19 protein-coding genes are annotated in these 16837 nt (G+C 68.9%); 10 read left to right on the plus strand and 9 right to left on the minus strand.

The genetic code is table 11. From position 1 onward, the window contains the following. The first annotated feature begins 23 nt into the window (after positions 1–23). On the plus strand, positions 24–317 hold the full coding sequence (locus ACGFH6_RS23915; RefSeq protein WP_131362142.1) for a co-chaperone GroES: 294 nt from the start codon (positions 24–26) through the stop codon (positions 315–317). Here the strand turns inward: ACGFH6_RS23915 and ACGFH6_RS23920 are convergent. Genes ACGFH6_RS23920 through ACGFH6_RS23930 form a run of 3 tightly spaced genes read right to left on the minus strand, consistent with a single transcriptional unit; the run spans position 314 to position 2915 of the window. Beyond that, entirely contained in the window at positions 314–1423 is a 1110-nt protein-coding gene (locus ACGFH6_RS23920; RefSeq protein WP_393387614.1) for an amidohydrolase family protein, read from the minus strand. The genes ACGFH6_RS23915 and ACGFH6_RS23920 overlap by 4 nt on opposite strands. Next, on the minus strand, positions 1410–2489 hold the full coding sequence (locus ACGFH6_RS23925) for an FAD-dependent oxidoreductase (RefSeq protein WP_393387617.1): 1080 nt from the start codon (positions 2487–2489) through the stop codon (positions 1410–1412). The genes ACGFH6_RS23920 and ACGFH6_RS23925 overlap by 14 nt, the downstream gene beginning before the upstream one ends. A 48-nt stretch (positions 2490–2537) precedes the next feature. After that, entirely contained in the window at positions 2538–2915 is a 378-nt protein-coding gene (locus ACGFH6_RS23930; protein ID WP_393387620.1) for a DoxX family protein, read from the minus strand. 86 nt (positions 2916–3001) lie between these two features. Between ACGFH6_RS23930 and ACGFH6_RS23935 the strand changes: the two genes are divergently transcribed. From ACGFH6_RS23935 to ACGFH6_RS23975, 9 genes are all read left to right on the plus strand, one after another. Next, positions 3002–3472 (plus strand): MarR family winged helix-turn-helix transcriptional regulator, encoded by a 471-nt coding sequence (locus tag ACGFH6_RS23935; protein WP_393387623.1) that lies wholly within the window; start codon positions 3002–3004, stop codon positions 3470–3472. 43 nt (positions 3473–3515) lie between these two features. Beyond that, positions 3516–4124 carry a TetR/AcrR family transcriptional regulator gene (locus ACGFH6_RS23940; protein WP_393387626.1) on the plus strand — a complete coding sequence of 203 codons (609 nt, stop codon included), beginning with the start codon at positions 3516–3518 and terminating at the stop codon, positions 4122–4124. A gap of 6 nt (positions 4125–4130) precedes the next feature. After that, positions 4131–5030, plus strand: coding sequence for an alpha/beta fold hydrolase (locus ACGFH6_RS23945; protein WP_393387629.1), 900 nt, complete (start codon positions 4131–4133; stop codon positions 5028–5030). Next, positions 5030–6130: a succinyldiaminopimelate transaminase gene (gene dapC / locus ACGFH6_RS23950; RefSeq protein ID WP_393388754.1), complete on the plus strand. Its 1101-nt coding sequence runs from the start codon at positions 5030–5032 to the stop codon at positions 6128–6130. The genes ACGFH6_RS23945 and dapC overlap by 1 nt, the downstream gene beginning before the upstream one ends. Positions 6131–6199: 69 nt before the next feature. After that, entirely contained in the window at positions 6200–7546 is a 1347-nt protein-coding gene (locus ACGFH6_RS23955; RefSeq protein ID WP_393387632.1) for a M15 family metallopeptidase, read from the plus strand. Between the two features lie 179 nt (positions 7547–7725). Beyond that, positions 7726–8379 (plus strand): hypothetical protein, encoded by a 654-nt coding sequence (locus ACGFH6_RS23960; protein ID WP_393387635.1) that lies wholly within the window; start codon positions 7726–7728, stop codon positions 8377–8379. Between the two features lie 247 nt (positions 8380–8626). Next, positions 8627–9781, plus strand: coding sequence for an amino acid deaminase/aldolase (locus tag ACGFH6_RS23965; protein WP_393387638.1), 1155 nt, complete (start codon positions 8627–8629; stop codon positions 9779–9781). Further along, positions 9778–11076: a D-arabinono-1,4-lactone oxidase gene (locus ACGFH6_RS23970; RefSeq protein ID WP_393387640.1), complete on the plus strand. Its 1299-nt coding sequence runs from the start codon at positions 9778–9780 to the stop codon at positions 11074–11076. The genes ACGFH6_RS23965 and ACGFH6_RS23970 overlap by 4 nt, the downstream gene beginning before the upstream one ends. A gap of 55 nt (positions 11077–11131) precedes the next feature. Further along, positions 11132–11854, plus strand: coding sequence for a PIG-L deacetylase family protein (locus ACGFH6_RS23975; RefSeq protein ID WP_393387642.1), 723 nt, complete (start codon positions 11132–11134; stop codon positions 11852–11854). Here the strand turns inward: ACGFH6_RS23975 and ACGFH6_RS23980 are convergent. From ACGFH6_RS23980 to gndA, 6 genes are all read right to left on the minus strand, one after another. Continuing rightward, a complete protein-coding gene (locus ACGFH6_RS23980; RefSeq protein ID WP_393387645.1) occupies positions 11810–12451 on the minus strand; it encodes an endonuclease domain-containing protein in 642 nt (213 codons plus the stop codon). The genes ACGFH6_RS23975 and ACGFH6_RS23980 overlap by 45 nt on opposite strands. A 482-nt stretch (positions 12452–12933) precedes the next feature. Next, positions 12934–13344: a hypothetical protein gene (locus ACGFH6_RS23985; protein ID WP_393387647.1), complete on the minus strand. Its 411-nt coding sequence runs from the start codon at positions 13342–13344 to the stop codon at positions 12934–12936. A gap of 75 nt (positions 13345–13419) precedes the next feature. Continuing rightward, the gene (locus ACGFH6_RS23990) at positions 13420–13956 is read right to left on the minus strand and encodes a DUF6817 domain-containing protein (protein WP_393387650.1); all 537 of its coding nucleotides are present in this window, start codon (positions 13954–13956) and stop codon (positions 13420–13422) included. A 251-nt stretch (positions 13957–14207) separates the two neighbouring features. Next, positions 14208–14438, minus strand: coding sequence for a hypothetical protein (locus ACGFH6_RS23995; RefSeq protein WP_393387652.1), 231 nt, complete (start codon positions 14436–14438; stop codon positions 14208–14210). A gap of 43 nt (positions 14439–14481) precedes the next feature. Then, positions 14482–14916, minus strand: coding sequence for a DUF6319 family protein (locus tag ACGFH6_RS24000; protein ID WP_393387655.1), 435 nt, complete (start codon positions 14914–14916; stop codon positions 14482–14484). A gap of 320 nt (positions 14917–15236) precedes the next feature. Then, the gene (gene gndA / locus ACGFH6_RS24005) at positions 15237–16676 is read right to left on the minus strand and encodes an NADP-dependent phosphogluconate dehydrogenase (RefSeq protein ID WP_393387658.1); all 1440 of its coding nucleotides are present in this window, start codon (positions 16674–16676) and stop codon (positions 15237–15239) included. Positions 16677–16837: the final 161 nt, after the last annotated feature.

Here is a 16837-nt window from a genome sequence, read left to right on the forward strand (position 1 = left end):
CCGACGACAAGCTGCCCATCCGGATGTTGCACGACCGCGTCCTGGTCTCCCTCGAGCAGGAGGGCGAGCGCAAGTCGTCGGCCGGCATCCTGATCCCGGCCACCGCGCAGATGGGTCGCCGGCTCGCCTGGGCGAAGGTGGTCGCCATCGGGGCCAACGTCCGCACCGTCGAGGTCGACGACCGGGTCCTGTTCGACCCGGAGGACCGAGCCGAGGTCGAGGTCCGCGGCGACGACTACATCCTGCTCCGCGAGCGCGATCTGCACGCGGTCGCGGCCGGCCGTCTGGAGGACGGCCAGACCGGCCTCTACCTCTAAGGCAGCCGGTAGAGCCGCCGGGCGTTGTCACGGCCCCACAGAGCGGCTACGCGTACGGCGTCCTCGGCGGACCAGTCGTCCTGCTCGACGAAGCCGCTGAGCACTGACGTGACGGCCCGCCGCCACAGGACAGCGCCGAGGTAGTGCAGCTCTGCCGGGCCGAACGCGTCCGAGGAGTAGAGCAGCTTGCCGAACGGCGCCAGCTCCAGGCCTTCCGCGACCACGGCCGCCGCCCGTGCGCCGACGTACATGGTGGTCAGGCCCAGGTCGAAGTAGACGTGGGGGAAGACGTGTGCGAGGTATCCGGCCTCGCGGTGGAACGGGTAGCAGTGCAGCAGCGCGACCTGCGTGCCGAGTGGCTCCACCTGGCGCAGCCACTCGGTCAGCAGTAGTGGGTCGGCGGTCCGCAGGTTCAGGTCGGTGTCGCCGAAGCCGACGTGGAGCTGCAGCGGTAGGCCGCGGCGTGCACCGATCCAGAGCAGCCAACGCAGGAGCACCGGGTCGGTGACGCGGTCCGTGCCGGTGGAGTACCAGCGGTCGAGTGCGGCCAACACCTCTTTGGTGCTTGGCTCGGCCGGGTCGAAGTCGAACCCATGCCGATACGCGACGATGCTCTTCAGTCCGACAGCACCGGCAGTCCGTTTCTCCAGCCGCTGTAACAGCGCATCCGGTACGGCGGCAACGGTGGACTCGTGTGCGGCGACGTACTCGAGTTCGGACTCCAGCCGGACCACCTCATGTGCACGCGAGCCGCTCAACGCCGCCAGCTCGTCCACACCGGTCACTGCGTCGGCTTGGTAGCCCGTGTCGACGAGGTAGTCGCTGACACCTGCGGCGTTGAGGAGCAGGGTGTTCGGGTCCTGCTGCGCCCGGGCCGCGAGGTATTCGTCGGGCGACGCGTGGGGCTCCAGTCCGAGCAGCGGAGCGCAGTACCGACGAATCGCCAATCCCAGTTGGGAATCGAAGGTCGACAGCCACGGCGGGACCGGCCGGTCCGACTCGGTGATCAGTTGCTCGAAGGCGGTCCGGTCGAGCGGGCCTTTGACCGCGCCGTGGACATGGTGGTCCACCAACGACAGCTCGGTGATGTGGTCAGCGAGGGACATTGTGGCTCGCCATCCGGAAGCGCGACGGTACGGCGGCCGCGCCGGTGACCAGGCCACGTACGAACTCACCGACCAGCGGTACGAACTTGAAGCCCTGCCCGCTGAACCCGACGGCGACCGTGATCGGTCCGGCCCGGTCGATGACGAAGGTGTCCGACGGGGTGTTGTCGTAGAGGCAGCTGATCGTCGTGGACCGCGTTGTGTCGAGTCCCGGGTACCACTGCTCGACGTGGCGGATCAGCTCGGCGTCCCGCCCCGGTTCCGGCGCGAAGTCACGCGTGTCGGGGTCGACCACTGGACCAGAGCCGTGCAGTCCGACCTTCACTCCGGATCCGGGCTCGAACAACCCGTAGCTGTTGCCGTTGTGGTTCAAGAAGCTCGGCCAGTCCAGGCCATCCGACTTCGGTGCGAAGAACCGCGGCTGCTCCTGCGTGCAGGTGATCGGTGGCAGCGGCGCGAGTCCTGCCAGCAACCTCGGAGCCCACGGACCGGCCGTCACCACGACGTGCTGCGCCCGCACGGCCCCACCTGGTACGTCGAGCTCCACGAAGCCGTCGTGGACGCGCAGAGCGTGCACCGGCGACTGCACGCGGAACTCTGCCCCGTGCCGGCTGGCGACCGTCTGCAGTGCCTTGACGGTGCGGTCGGCGTACAGGCGTCCGGAGCCCGGCTGGTGGAGGACCGGTGTCTCGAAGCGGAACCCCGGCCACCGTTCGGTCGCCGCCTCGGCTGTCAGCACCTCGCCGGTTGCCGCATGCAACGACCGGAACGCCTCCACGGTCGCGTCGTCCACGCCGAAGTCGATTCCACCGGTGACCTCGAACAGCGTCTCGCCGGACTCCGCCTCCAACTCACGCCAGAGCGGCCGCGCCTGCTCGGTCAGCCGGGCAAGGTCGGCGTCGTCGGCAGCCGGCCGGAACAGCCGCGTCGCGCCGTGCGATCCACCGCGGTCATGCCCGAGCGTGAACTGCTCCAGTACGACGACCTCCCGCCCGTCAGCCGCCACCGCGCGAGCCGCCGCCGACCCCATCGCTCCGGCCCCCACCACCGCCACGTCGTACGTCATCCCTCACCCCTCCAACCGGCGTCCTTCGTCCGGTTGGGTCCCATCTTCCTAGAAGCTGTTGGGACCGAAGCGGAAGACGGCGAGCAGGACGGCCAGGATCAGGACGACCGCGTTGAGCGGGAGCACCTTCCACTCCTTGCGGCGGGCGTGGGTGACGATCGCGCCGGCCATGATCACGGCCAGCCCGACCGCGGCCAGCGGGACCAGGATCGGTGCGATGTCGAGGGCACCGGGCAGGATCAGGCCGAGGGCCCCGAGCACCTCGGCGGTGCCGATGAGCTTCAGCGTGCCGGCCGAGAAGTCCTCGACCCACTGCATGTTCGGGTTCGCGAGCAGCTTGCGGCGCGACTGGCTCAGTTTGTTCGCGCCGGCAGCCAGGAAGAAGGCGGCCAGGACCCCCGCGACGATCCACAGAAAGACGTTCATGTCCCACTCTCAGTGATGAGTTGACGTTTCAACCCAAAGCTAGCGCGGGTGACTTGAAGCGTCAACTAAGGCCGTAGACTGGTGTCATGGGGAGTGAGACGCGGTGGCTGGAGGCCGACGAGCTGGCGGCGTGGAAGTCGCTGTCCACGCTGCTGTTCAAATTGCCGGGCGTGCTCGACTACCAGCTCCAGCGGGACTCGGCACTGAGCCATTTCGAGTACCTCGTGCTCGCTGGGCTGTCGGAGTCGCCGGAGCGCTCGCTGCGGATGAGTGATCTGGCCGGGTTCGCCAACGGATCGCTGTCCCGGCTGTCGCATGTGGTGAAGCGCCTGGAGCAGCGGGGCTTCGTGACCCGTCGCCCGGCCGAGGACGACGGCCGGATCACGGTGGCGACGATCACCGACGCCGGCTACGACGTCCTCGTCACGGCGGCTCCCGGTCATGTCGCGACGGTCCGGGAGTACGTCGTCGACACGCTCACGCCGGCCCAGCTCGCCGAGCTCAAGGCGATCGCCGACCAGATCCTCGCGAAGGTGGACCCGGACAAGGCCTGCTGAAAATCCCTTGCCGGGAAGCGAACGGTCGTGCTTTTATCGTTGCGTGGGTAAAGGCGAGGAGACCCGCGCGGCGGTGCTGGACGAGGCTGCGCGTGTGGTCAGTGCGAGCGGCTTGAGCGGTCTGACGATCGGCCTGCTGGCCGATCGGATGCAGCTGTCCAAGAGCGGCCTGTTCGCCCACTTCCGGTCCAAGGAGCAGTTGCAGGTCGCGGTCGTCGAACGAGCAGTGGAGCTGTACGCCGAGCGCGTCATCCGGCCGGCGCTCAAGGCTCCGCGCGGTGAGCCGCGGCTGCGGGCGTTGTTCGACCGCAAGCTCCGCTGGGACGACGGTGATCTCGCCCTGCCGGGCGGCTGCTTCTTCGCCAGCGTCTCCGCCGAGCTGGACGACGCACCGGCCGGCCCGGTCCGCGATCTGGTGGTCAGCGCCGAGCGCGACCATGCCGAGCTGCTCGCGAACGTCTTCCGGACCGGCATCACCGAGGGACATTTCCGCGAGGATGCGGACCCCGAGCAGTACGCGTACGACATCAGAGGTGTGCTGCTGTCGTACCACCACGCCAGCCGGCTCCTGGCCGACCCCAAGGCCGAGGACCGAGCGCGCACCGCCTTCGAGGCGCTCCTCCGGGCCGCCCGATCCGACCGTGTGGAGTGACTTGCCGTGGCCCAGAAAAGCACGAACGTTCGGTTGCTGAATCGCGTCTTCGAGCTGTCCGAGCGCTTCGCACCACCGGTCGGCACGGCCTTGCTCAACCGGCTGTGGTTCCGCATCCCCGCCGTACCGGAGAAGGCGCGGCGGCCGCGGGGTGAGCTGCCCACGCCGACGCCGTTCGAGGTCGGGACGCTGCGCGGCCTGTCGTACGGCGAAGGGCCGGCGGTCTATCTCGTCCACGGCTGGGGTGGGTGGGGTCTGCAGTTGGCGGCGTACATCCAGCCGTTGGTCGACCAGGGCTTTCGAGTCGTCACGTACGACGCTCCGAGCCATGGCCAGTCGGCTCCCGGGCCGGAAGGCAGCTCCTCGTCGACCCTCCTCGAGATCGCCGACGCGCTCACCGCGGTGGTCGCCGCGCACGGGCCGGCGTACGGCGTGATCGCGCACTCGGCCGGCGCGACGGCCACTGCTCTCGCGCTGCGGGACGGGCTCGAGGTGGAGCGGCTCGTCTTCGTGGCGGCAGCGACCGACTTCGCCGTGACACTTGATCAAATGCAGGCGGTCCTTGGCTTCGGGCCGCGGATCCGGCGTGGGTTCGAGCGCAGGTTCCAGGCGCGTTTCGGTCCGATGAGCTCGTTCCGGATGGGCGCGATCGTCGCGGAGATCGCCGCCGGACGGCAGCTGCCGCCGTTGCTGCTGATCCACGATCGCTCCGACGCGGAGACGCCGTACCAGGGCAGCGTCGATCTGGTCGGCGACTGGCCAGGCGCGCGGCTGGAGACCAGCGAGGGACTCGGGCACCGGCGGGTGCTGCGGGACCCGGACCTGGTGAAGCAGGCGGTCGGCTTTCTCGCGGAGCGGGCGCCGGGCGGCGGGGCGGGCGCTGGGCGAGAGATGATGTGGGAGTGATCTTCGAGACCTCCAGCCGGCTGCCAGACTTCCCGTGGGACAAGCTCGCCCCGTACAAGCAGAAGGCGGCCGAGCATCCCGACGGCATCGTCGACCTGTCCATCGGCAGCCCGGTGGACCCGGTGCCGGACCTGGTGAAGAAGGCGCTCGCGGACGCGGCCGACGCACCGTCGTACCCGACCACCATCGGTACGGCGACCGCGCGTCAGGCCGCCGTGGACTGGATGGCACGGCGTCTCGATGTCACCGGAGTGGACCCGCAGACCGGCGTACTGCCCGTGATCGGCACCAAGGAGCTGATCATGCTGCTGCCGACGCTGCTCGGCATCGGCGCGGGTGACACCGTCCTCATCCCGGATCTCGCGTACCCGACGTACGAGGCCGGCGCTGCGCTCGCTCGCGCGACCAGCGTGCCGGTCAGCGATCCGACCAGGTACGACGGGCCGGTGCGGGTCGCGTACTTGAACTCGCCGCGGAACCCGACCGGTGAGATCACCTCCGCTGACGACCTGCGCCGTGCGGTCGAGTGGGCGCGGGCGAACGACGTACTGCTGGTCAGCGACGAGTGCTACCTCGAGTTCGGCTGGGACGCACGGCCGCTGTCCGTGCTGCACCCGGACGTGTGTGGTGGCAGCTTCGACAACCTGCTCGCGGTGCACTCGCTGTCCAAGCGGTCCAACCTGGCCGGGTACCGCGGTGGCTTCGTGGCCGGCGACGAGACGGTGGTGACCGAGTTGCTTGCCGTACGCAAGCACGCCGGGCTGATGGTGCCGTCACCGATCCAGGCTGCGATGGCGGCTGCCTTCGCCGACGACGCGCACGTTGAGGAGCAGCGGGCACGGTACCTGCGCCGCCGGTCCGTGCTGCGGGACGCGCTGACCGATGCAGGCTGGGCCATCACCCTGTCCAACGGTGGGCTGTACCTGTGGGCCGAGCACCCGTCGTACGACGCCTACGGCTCCGTCGGAGCGCTCGCGGACCGCGGCATTCTGGTCGCTCCAGGAGCCTTCTACGGTACTGCGGGGGAGCGGCACGTGCGGGTCGCGCTGACCGGCACGGACGAGCGAATCGACGCCGCGGTGAAGAGACTGCAGGAGTAACAGAACTTCCACGTCTTGTGCGGCGTCCTCTTCAATGGGTAGATGATTCCCTGGGGAGGGGACGTGCACATGAAGATGTGGCGAGTTGTCGGGGTGGCGGGGACTGCTGTCGTGCTGGTGCTGGGGTTGCTCCCGGCCGGAGCGCAGGCGGCCGACGAGCCGACGCCTGAGGTGACTCCTGCGGTCACGCCGTCTCCACCGCTGACTGCTGCGGTGGAGGAACCGACGCCGACTCCTACGCCCGCGGTGGAGGAGCCGACGCCGACTCCGACTCCCGCGGCGACGCCGGAGTGGTCGATCACGCTGAACCAGCCGGCCGCCTCGTGGGAGGACCGGCCCGTCGTGTTCACCGGCGCGATCAGCAAGCCGATCACCGGTTCCTACATCACCCTGTGGCAGCGCGTCTCGACCACGTGGGTCCTCCGTGGCGCGACCCGGACCACGACTGGCGGGGTCTACAAGTTCAGCTTCGTCTCGGCGTACCCCGGGACCTGGGCGTTCCGCACCATCATCGGAGCGAAGGACACCACGTCGCTGGCGATCTCGGCGGCCCGGACCGTGCCGATCCAGGACCGCAAGATCGTGGTCAACACGCCGGCCCCGTGGTACGCGACGCTGACCGGTGCGTCCGTCAGCGGGCGGACCTGGCCGCCCGAGCCGGGCAAGGAGCTCGCGCTGCAGCAGTACGTCGGTGGCAAGTGGCTCGCACTGGGCATCACCAAGATGGACAAGTGGGGCAAGTACCTCTTCCGCGTCCCGGACAACGTGCCGGCGACCCGGACCGTCCGGGTGCTGAGCCGGTGGGTCAGCCAGCCGGCGATGGAGTACTCCGCCTCGGTCAAGATCGTGGTCAAGGCGCACATGAACCCGAAGGTCTACACGGTGACGGCTGCCTCGTTGCCGAACACCTATCGGGCCGGTTGTCCGGTCCGGCCGTCGTCGCTGCGGCTGCTGCAGCTGAACTACTGGGGTTTCGACCACACGGTGCACCGCGGTGAGCTGATCGTCCGGGATGCCGCCGTACAGAAGATGATCACGGCCTGGACGGCGACGTTCGCGTCCAAGTTCCCGATCCGGCAGATGCGGCGGGTGGACCGGTTCGGCGGCAGCGACATCAGGTCGATGGCGGCCGACAACACCTCGGCGTTCAACTGCCGCCGCGTCACCGGCAACCCGTATGCGTTGTCGCCGCACTCCTACGGCTGGGCGATCGACATCAACACCGTCGAGAACCCCTATCTCGCGGCGAACAACGTCTGGTACCCGTCGAACGGGAGCGCGTACCGGAACCGGTCGGTGTCGCGGCCGGGCATGCTCTTCGCTACCAATACTCCTACGAAGGCGCTGATCGGGCAGGGGTACTTCTGGGGTGCGCGCTGGAGCAAGCCTGACTACCAGCACTTCGAGCCGAAGTGAGAGCACTCACTGGTGCCGCGGGGCTCGCTGGTGCTGCGGTGCTCGCGCGTGCAGCGGTGCTGGCTGGTGCTGCGGTGCTCGCTGTGGTGCTGGTGGGCTGCAGTGCTGAGCCGCCGCAGCCTCAGGCTGCTGGGACGCCGCAGCCCACCAGCACGCCCACACCGACGCTAGGTGGCACCGTGCCGGTGCCTACGAACACGCTGAGCACGGTCAAGCCGACGGACGCCGCCGTACCGCCGGAACTGCCGGAGGAAGCGACCGCACCGCCGCCTGCGTCGGCCGGTCCACTCAGTGCTCGCAACCTCCCGGCGCCTGCCAAGCTCGGGGCTGGGTGGAAGACGTACGTCGACCCGGGTGGTGCTGAGGCGGGGTTCCTGGGCAACAAGACCTGGACCCGGCAGCGTGAGCCACATCAGGCGGCGTTCGAGGCGCTCCCGGTTGGTTGTGCTGGTCAGCTGCCGTCCGGGTCGCTTCCAGTGCCGCAGTACGCGCTCCAAGCGACGTACCGTACCGCCGCTGGGCTGCCTGCAACGGCGCTGCTCCTTCGCTTCACCGGCGCTGAGGAGGCGGCCGCCTACTACCGCGGCTACCACTCCCGCATGACCGCGTGCGGCACCGGTGGCGACCTCTCCGTCACCCAGCTTTGGACCGAGGACACCGCCACAGCAGCCACCCGCCAGTACGCCGGAGCCGAGTCCTACACCGACATCTCAGTAGTCCAAGGCCGCACGGTCGCCCTCCTGGCCGCCACCGCCACAACCCCACCCCAAACCCAATCCACCTGGTCCCACACAGCCACCCCCACCCTCCAATCCACCATCGACACTCCCTAACCCAGCCTCAACCCGTCTTCGTCGACCATCCGCAATGGAAGCCCTCAACATCCGCCGCCGGAGGCGGCGTTCACGCCATCCAACTGCAACGGAGGCCTCCTCAACTTCCGGCGCCGGAGGCGGCGTTCACGCCATCCAACTGCAACGGAGGCCCCCTCGACTGCCGCCGCCGGAGGCGGCGTTCACGCCATCCAACTGCAACGGAAGTTGTATTACCTTTCAGTATTTGTTGTTTTACACTCGCGGTATGGGTGACTTCGACCGGTATGCCCGCCTGACCGCGGGTCTCGACGCGCCGTTCGCGGTGGTCGACCTCGCCGCGTTCCGCCGGAACGCGGACGACCTGGTCCGCCGTGCCGCGGGGACGCCGATCCGGATCGCGTCCAAGTCGATCCGCTGTCGCGCGCTGATCTCCGCCGCGCTCGAGCGACCCGGCTTCCACGGCGTGATGAGCTACGCCCTCCCGGAAGCGCTCTGGCTGGCACACAACGGCATCGACGACATCCTGATCGGCTACCCGACCGTGCACCGCACGGCTCTGCGCGCCCTGTCCGAAGACCCCGAGGCCGCCGCCCGGATCACGCTGATGATCGACTCACCCGAGCACCTCGCGTTCATCAAGTCCATCGCGACCGGCGACGCCCGCATCCAGGTCTGCCTCGACGTCGACGCCTCGCTGCGGATCTTCGGCCAGCACCTCGGCGTACGCCGTTCGCCCCTCCGCACCCCCGCCGACGTCGCCACCCTCGCCCGCACGGTCGCCGCCGACGACACCTTTGAACTGACCGGCGTCATGTTCTACGAGGCGCAGATCGCCGGCCTCCCCGACACCTCCCCGGCGGTCCGCTGGGTCAAGCGCCGCTCGGCCGCCGAGCTCGCCGACCGCCGCGGCGCCGTCGTCGACGCCATCAAGCAGATCGCTCCGCTGCGCCTGGTCAACAGCGGCGGCACCGGCAGCGTCGAGATCAGCAGCGCCGACCCCGTCGTCACCGAGGTCACCGCCGGCTCAGGCCTCTACGGCCCGACGCTCTTCGACAAGTACGACGTCTTCAAGCCCGAGCACGCGGTCGCCTACGCCCTGGACGTCGTACGTCGTCCTGCCCCGCGATTCGCCACGCTCTTCGGCGGCGGGTACGTCGCGTCCGGGCCTGCCAAGAAGTCGAGGCTGCCATCGCCGACCTGGCCGGCCGGGCTGAAGCTGCTGGGCACAGAAGGTGCCGGAGAAGTGCAGACTCCGGTCCTTGGCAGGTCCGCCGAAGGGCTGCATCTTGGAGACCGGGTCTGGATGCGCTATGCGAAGGCGGGCGAAATGCTGGAGCGGTTCGAGGTCGTTCACGCGATCGACGGCGACGAGGTGAGTGAGCTCGTCACGTACCGGGGCGAGGGGAGGAACTTCGGATGAGCACCTGGCGGAACTGGGCCGGCACCGAGTCGGCCACCGGTGTGGAGATCCTCCGGCCGTCCTCCACCGACGAGCTCGCCGCGATGGTGAAGGCTGCCGCCGAGCAGGGCAAGAAGCTCAAGGCCGTCGGCGCCGGCCACTCGTTCACCGGCTGCTCCGTGCCCGAGCAGGTGATGATCCGGATGGACAGGCTGTCCTCGATCGTCAACGCCGACAAGGAATCCGGGCGTGTGACCGTCGGCGCCGGCGCCGGTCTGCGCAAGCTGAACGCCGGCCTCGCCGCCTTCGACCTCGCGATGGCGAACCTCGGTGACATCGACAAGCAGACCATCTCCGGAGCCATCTCCACCGGCACCCACGGCACCGGCGCGCGCCTCGGCGGCCTCGCCACCCAGGTTGTCGCGCTCGACCTGGTCACCGCGGACGGGTCGGTGCTGCACTGTTCGGCCGATGAGAACCCGGACGTCTTCGCCGCGGCCCGCGTCTCCGTCGGCGCGCTCGGCGTGATCAGCTCGCTCACGCTGCAGACCGTTCCGGCGTTCCTGCTGCGGGCCCAGGAGATGCCGCTGCCGCTCACGGAGGTTCTCGACGGGTTCGATGAGCTTGCCGATGGCAACGATCACTTCGAGTTCTACTGGTTCCCGCACACCGACCTCGCGTTGACCAAGCGGAACAACCGGGTCGCAGCCGGCGTCGGTGCGTCCCCGGTCGGCCGGGTCCGCGGCTGGATCGACGACGAACTCCTGTCCAACAAGGTCTTCGAACTCACCAACCGCGTCGCGGTCAGGCAACCCGGCCTGGTTCCCCGGATCAACCGGATCGCGTCCCGCGCGTTGTCGGCCCGCGAGTACGTCGACGCGTCGTACAAGGTGTTCTGTTCCGAGCGCAACGTGATCTTCCGCGAGTCGGAGTACGCCGTACCCCGGGAGAACGTGGTCGAGGTGATCCGCCGGCTTCGCGAGTGGATCGATGCCTCGGGTGCGCGCATCCCGTTCCCGATCGAGGTCCGCGTCGCCGCAGCGGACGACATCTGGCTGTCCACCGCCCAGGGCCGCGACACGGCGTACGTCGCCATTCACCAATACCACCGCCTCGCGCACACCGCCTACTTCGACGCCTTCGAGCGGATCGTCTCCGACTACAACGCCCGCCCGCACTGGGGCAAGCTCCACACCCTCACCGCCGCGGATCTCCGCACGCGCTATCCGCACTTCGAGGACTACCTCGCCGTCCGCGCTCGCCTGGACCCGACCCACACCTTCACCAATCCGTACACCCGCCAGATCTTCGGCTGACCGGCTCGCGCGCGGAGTGGTGTTCGAGGCGACGCGGCGCGGGTAGCCTGCGGACATGACTGACGTGGAGTCGCTGCAGCCGGTCGACGAGGACTGGCACAAGGCGTTGGCAGTGATCGCTCACCCGGACGACATGGAGTTCGGGTCGGCGGCTGCTGTGGCGCGATGGACGGCCCAGGGGAAGGAGGTCGTGTACTGCCTCCTGACGTCCGGGGAGGCAGGAATCGACGGAGTCCCGCCGGAGAAGTCGGGGCCGTTGCGCGAGGCCGAACAACTCGAGTCGTCGCGGATCGTCGGGGTCTCGCATGTCGAGTTCCTCGGCCAGCCGGACGGGACGATCGAGTACGGCGTCCCGCTCCGCCGCGTGATCGCCGAGGTGATCCGGCGGCATCAGCCGGAGATCGTGATCACGAACAACTTCCACGACACGTGGGGCGGCGACGGCAACCTCAATCAGGCCGATCACATCAACACCGGTCGCGCCACGATCGACGCGGTCCGCGACGCCGCCAACCGCTGGATCTTTCCCGACGTGGGTGAGCGCTGGGCCGGCGTACGGCAGGTCTGGGCCGCCGGCTCACCCAACGCCAAGCACGCCGTCGACACCACCGACACGTTCGACATCGGCGTCGAGTCGCTGAACGCGCACAGGGTCTACATCGACGGCCTGAACTGGCCGCACTTCGACCCGACCGAATTCCTCGAAGGCATCTCCCGCCCCGCCGGCACCGGCCTAGGCACCCGCTACGCCACCCGCTTCGAAGTCATCACACCCTGACGTCGCCACCGAGTCGTGGATTCGGCCGCGCATCGGTCCATGACGGCCACCGATATCCACGACTCGGTGTCCACGTGCACGGAGGTCTTGGGAGACGCGGGCCACGACGGTGGCGGGGGCGTGGAGGAGGTCGTGGGCTGTGATGACGCGCACCAGCCAGCCTTCGCGTTCGAGATTCTCCCGGCGGCGGATGTCACGCCGCCATTGCCCGAGGTCCTGCGCATGGTGGCGGCCGTCGTACTCGATCGCGATCTTGAGCTCCGGGTAACAGAGGTCGGGCTGGGCCAACCAGCCTCCGTCGGAGTCGAGGAGGACCCGCCCGACCTCGGGCTCAGGCAGCCCGTCGAGCACGAGCAACAGCCGGAGCCGAGACTCCATCGGTGAGTCGACGCCCGGTCGAACCAGAGTCGCAGCCCGCCGCGCCAATCGGATGCCGCGAACGCCGCCCGCCGCGGTCGTCGACTCGATCAGCCGTGCGGGGTCGAGATCCGTACGTCGTACCAGTGCATCGCCGGCCGTGACGAGCTCGGTCAGGTCGCAGTACGGCGCGAGGTCGAGGAACGTGCGCTCCGGTGGTGTCACTGGCACACCGAGCACGGGCACTCCCTCCAGGTTGCGGACCTCATGAACCCGAAGGCCGCGAACTCGTGGCACCACCCGATGGGGGTCGCGCCGGACGCTCAGATGTAGTTCGCCCGACGTCGGTCCCGTCCCGCACCACAGCCCCAGCGCTGTGTGGTGACTGATCACCCCGCCGGGCGCGAGTAGCAGAGCCGCCGCGGCACGCACACGCGGCGTCAGGAGAACCGCGGCCGGCGCATAGACCGATCCCACGACCCTGCGAAAGCGGGCGCTGCGCAGGATCCCGGGTGACATTCCCGCCCTCCGCGCCTGCGCCGCCGTGAAAATCTCTCCGAGCATCCCTCCACTCTCCCCGACCCCGCCGCCCGCCCGCGCCGCTTATCCACAGGCGGTCGCGCGGTGGCGTTCTTCGGCACGCCGAGTCGTGGAATCGTGTGCGCGGAATCCCCGATCAGGGACCTGGATCCACGACTCGAGCGCTCGGGTGGCGGTCAGCCTCAGGTGTTGGGGAGGTCGAGGTGGATGGAGAGGTGTGGGGGGTTGGGTTTGGGGTGGCGGGGTTCGCGGTCGCCGGAGGGGTCTGGGCCGGGTGGGTTGCCGGGGCCGGACCAGGAGCGCACGAGGGTGCGGCCTTTGCGGGAGAGACGGTGGAGGTCGATCTGCTTGACCTGGTGTGCCGGGATGCCCAGCTGAGCCAGGCTGCGGTTGGCCATCGCGCAGGCAGAGTCGTGCCTGCGCGGCGAGAGCTTGTGCTGGAGGACGATCGCGATCGTGCCGTCGGGCAGGTCCTCGACCCGGCACAAGCGCATGCCGGCGTCCAGTGCGTACGACTGGAGCGCAAGGTCGATGTAGTCGGCGTTGGACAGTCGATTGGTCTTTGCGCGAGCAACCACTTCATACCTGGCCATGTACCGATCATGCGTCGGCGTACAGGCGTTTTCCAGGTACTCCGACCGCCGGCAACGGCAAGGTGGCCCGGTTGGTCAGACCTGGACGACCCGGTTGGCCTCGGTGAGGACAGCGGGGGACGCCAGGGACTGCCATCGCGGGAGTTGTTCCTGGAGGAACTGGTGGAGCTTCGGTGCCAGGTCTGGAGCGTGGTCGAGGACGTCCAGTTCGTTGACGATGGTCAGATCGACGAAGTCCCGGAGATCCGCGGTGGAGAGCTCCTCCGACGTACCGGTGAAGCGGTCGGTGACGGTGCGGTGCTCGGCCAGGTCCCGCCAGGTGGTCTCGCGGTCGCACGCGCCGTAGCGGTACACGAGCTGCTCGGCTTCGGGACCGATGACGGCCTCCAGGACCGGGCGTTCGGTCTGCCAGTCGAACAGGTGCGTGGGGAAACCGTCGGTCCCGTAGGCGGCGTGGGCGAGGCCGGCCAGGACGAGCGTGTCGGAGGCACCGAGGGTGGTGAGGCGCTTGGCGACGCGGTGGAGGTGGACGTACAGGCTCCCGCCCGCGTGCTCGAGCTCGTCCGCGCCGCGGACCAGCAGCAGCGATCCCATGTCCTGAAAAGCGCTCATCTGACCCCTTCACTTCGGGAGCGGCCAGGGCCCAGGAGGATCGGCCCAGGGAATTACGGTAAGGCCTCGATCACGACCGCGCCCAGAGGTGCGGCGCGCCGGGTTCGTCACATTTTGTTGCGAGGTCCGCGAGCTGGCGCCGCTGCCGCGGCCGCCGCGGTGCCTGCGGGTAGCTGCCGTTCGGTACTTCCCACCCTTGTGCGGGGAGGTGCCTACATGTCCGTTGCCGGACGAGCGGGAAGCACCAAACGTCAGCAGTTACCGCTAAAGCAATTGCCATTCAAGCCGCTGCCGTTCGAGCCGGTTGCGTCGAGCCGCTGTTGTTGCACCCGGTTGTCGTACAAGCCGGTTGCCGTTCGAGCCGTTGTCGTTGCAGCCGATTGGTCTGCAAGCCGGTTGCCCTCAGGCAGCCGTCGTTGCAGCCGGTTGTCGTTCGAGCCGCGGTCGTCGAGCAGTTGTCGGCTCAAGCGGTTGTCGTTCAAGCGGTTGTTCTTGGCTGGGATCCGGGGGTGGTCGCCGCCGGGGTCAGTCAGCGAGGTCGGCGAGGGCTTTGCGGGCGGCTTCCAGTTCGGCTTCGAGGGCGGCGACCTTGGCGGCCTGCTGTTCGCGCGCGGCCTCGATGACCTCGTCGATCGGGGTCGAGAGGTCCTCGTGCAGTTCCTTGGCGGCGCGGGAGACCGCGGCGGCCGCGACGGCGAGGTTGCGGGCCAGGTAGGTGCTGCCCTGCTTGAGCTCGGCGTGCCACTCGCCGTCGGCGGTGCCGGTGACGGTCAGCGTCAGCTCGAGCGTCTTGGTCTTCTTGCTCGCGGCCTTCTTCGCCGGAGCCTTCTTCGGCTTGTCCGCTTCAGGCGCGTCGGGCGTCGGGGCGGCGGCGTTCGGGGCGGCGTCCGTCGGGGTGAGGGTGTCGGGAGTGTCGGCGACGTCCGACGGCGCTTCTACTGCCAGAGTGTCTACAGTCATCGTTGCGGCGATCTCCTTGTGAACATCGCCCGCCGTGAGCGGGCTGGCGCTGAGCGTCTATTAGAACATACGTTCGAGACGCAAGCCAATCCGCGAAGAAACTCCCCGCCCCCTCGCTTCGCTCGGGGGCGGGGAGAAGCGTGGCGGCCAGTCGCCGCACAGGCGCTGACCGCCGAGCTCAGGACCGCGTCCCCGACGGGTCGCCGGACCGCTCCACGCGGATCGTGCTTTCGCGGTCCATGCGACAGCTCAGGACTGCGTCTCCGAGCGGTCGCTGGACCGCGTCACGTGGGTGGTGCTTTCGCGGTCCGTGTGACAGGTCAGGACTGGGTTTCTGTGCGGTTGCCGGACCATTCGAGGTGGTAGGTGCCTTCTCGGTCTACTCGTTTGTAGGTGTGGGCTCCGAAGAGGTCGCGGAGGCCCTGGATCAGGGCTGCTGGCAACCGTTCGGCGCGGAGGCCGTCGTAGTAGGACAGGGCCGCTGAGAAGCCGGGTGCGGGTACTCCGACCTGGGCCGCCGTCGCGACGACCCGGCGCCAGGACTCCTGTCCGTTGGCGACGGCTTCCTTGAAGTAGTCGTCCACCAACAGCGAGGGCAGCGCGGGGTTCCGGTCGTACGCCTCCTTGATGCGGTCCAGGAAGCGCGCCCGGATGATGCAGCCGCCGCGCCAGATCGTCGCCATCGCCCCGAGGTCGATGTCCCAGTTGTACTGCTCGCTGGCAGCCCGGATCGCGTCGAACCCCTGGGCGTAGGCCACGAGCTTCGACGAGTACAGCGCATGCCGTACGTCGTCGATGAACGCCTCCCGATCGACATCGGCCTTCTCCGAAGCCGGCCCCGGGAGTACGCCGGCCGCCGCGGACCGCCGTACGACGTCACCGGACAGGGACCGCGCGAACACGGCCTCGGCCATGCCGCTCACCGGGATGCCCAGGTCGAGCGCGGACTGCACGGTCCACCGGCCGGTGCCCTTCTGCTCGGCCTGGTCCAGGACGACGTCCACGAAGGCACCGCCGGTGGTCGGGTCGGTCTGGCTGAGTACGTCGGCGGTGATCTCGATCAGGAACGACTCGAGGTCGCCGGTGTTCCACTCCCGGAACACGTCGGCCAGTTCCGCCGGTGACAGTCCGAGGACGTGCCGGAGCAGGTCGTACGCCTCCGCGATCAGCTGCATGTCGGCGTACTCGATGCCGTTGTGCAGCATCTTCACGAAGTGGCCGGCGCCGTCCGGGCCGACGTGGACGCAGCAGGGCTGGTCGCCGACCTGGGCCGCGATCTTGGTGAGCATCGGCTCGAGGGCGGCGTACGACTCGACCGAGCCGCCCGGCATGATGCTCGGGCCATTCAGTGCGCCCTCTTCGCCGCCGGACACGCCGCTGCCGACGAAGTGCAGCCCCTGGGCCTGCAGAGCGTCCTGCCGGCGACGCGTGTCGAGGAAGTGCGCGTTGCCGGCGTCGACGACGATGTCGCCCTCCTCCAGCAGCGGGACGAGTTCGTCGATGACCGCGTCGGTGGCCGGACCGGCCTGGACCATGATGATGATCTTGCGCGGCCGCTCCAGCGACGCGACCAGCGCGGGCAGGTCGTCCGCGGGCACGAACTCGCCCTCGTGACCGAACTCCTGGATCAGGGCGTCGGTGCGGCCTTTCGACCGGTTGTGGACGGCGACGCGGAACCCGTTGCGCGCGAGGTTCCGGGCCAGGTTGCGGCCCATCACGGCGAGGCCGGTGACGGCGATCTGGGCTGGAGCAGAACTCATCGAATCTCCCGCAGGTCAAGGTGTGTGCGGACCCAGTCTGGCGCGCCCGCCAAGCCTGTTCGTCGGCGGGCCCGATCGGTGGACGGGGCAATTCGACGTGGCCGAGCCCTTCTCAACGGCTGTGCATCGATGGTAGACATCTGAGAAATCGATTTCCGACA

The sequence above is a fragment of the Kribbella sp. NPDC049227 genome (assembly GCF_043197265.1).
In the GTDB taxonomy this organism is placed as follows: Bacteria; Actinomycetota; Actinomycetes; order Propionibacteriales; family Kribbellaceae; genus Kribbella.

What these genes read in the sequence shown, in the direction of transcription:
- ACGFH6_RS23920 (WP_393387614.1), bottom strand. Translation starts at nt 1,423, where the DNA reads ATGTCCCTCGCTGACCACATCACCGAGCTGTCGTTGGTGGACCACCAT.
- ACGFH6_RS23965 (WP_393387638.1), top strand. Translation starts at nt 8,627, where the DNA reads ATGGGTGACTTCGACCGGTATGCCCGCCTGACCGCGGGTCTCGACGCG.
- ACGFH6_RS23935 (WP_393387623.1), top strand. Translation starts at nt 3,002, where the DNA reads ATGGGGAGTGAGACGCGGTGGCTGGAGGCCGACGAGCTGGCGGCGTGG.
- ACGFH6_RS23930 (WP_393387620.1), bottom strand. Translation starts at nt 2,915, where the DNA reads ATGAACGTCTTTCTGTGGATCGTCGCGGGGGTCCTGGCCGCCTTCTTC.
- ACGFH6_RS24000 (WP_393387655.1), bottom strand. Translation starts at nt 14,916, where the DNA reads ATGACTGTAGACACTCTGGCAGTAGAAGCGCCGTCGGACGTCGCCGAC.
- ACGFH6_RS23915 (WP_131362142.1), top strand. Translation starts at nt 24, where the DNA reads ATGTTGCACGACCGCGTCCTGGTCTCCCTCGAGCAGGAGGGCGAGCGC.
- gndA (WP_393387658.1), bottom strand. Translation starts at nt 16,676, where the DNA reads ATGAGTTCTGCTCCAGCCCAGATCGCCGTCACCGGCCTCGCCGTGATG.
- ACGFH6_RS23955 (WP_393387632.1), top strand. Translation starts at nt 6,200, where the DNA reads ATGAAGATGTGGCGAGTTGTCGGGGTGGCGGGGACTGCTGTCGTGCTG.
- ACGFH6_RS23985 (WP_393387647.1), bottom strand. Translation starts at nt 13,344, where the DNA reads ATGGCCAGGTATGAAGTGGTTGCTCGCGCAAAGACCAATCGACTGTCC.
- ACGFH6_RS23975 (WP_393387642.1), top strand. Translation starts at nt 11,132, where the DNA reads ATGACTGACGTGGAGTCGCTGCAGCCGGTCGACGAGGACTGGCACAAG.
- ACGFH6_RS23970 (WP_393387640.1), top strand. Translation starts at nt 9,778, where the DNA reads ATGAGCACCTGGCGGAACTGGGCCGGCACCGAGTCGGCCACCGGTGTG.
- ACGFH6_RS23990 (WP_393387650.1), bottom strand. Translation starts at nt 13,956, where the DNA reads ATGAGCGCTTTTCAGGACATGGGATCGCTGCTGCTGGTCCGCGGCGCG.
- ACGFH6_RS23925 (WP_393387617.1), bottom strand. Translation starts at nt 2,489, where the DNA reads ATGACGTACGACGTGGCGGTGGTGGGGGCCGGAGCGATGGGGTCGGCG.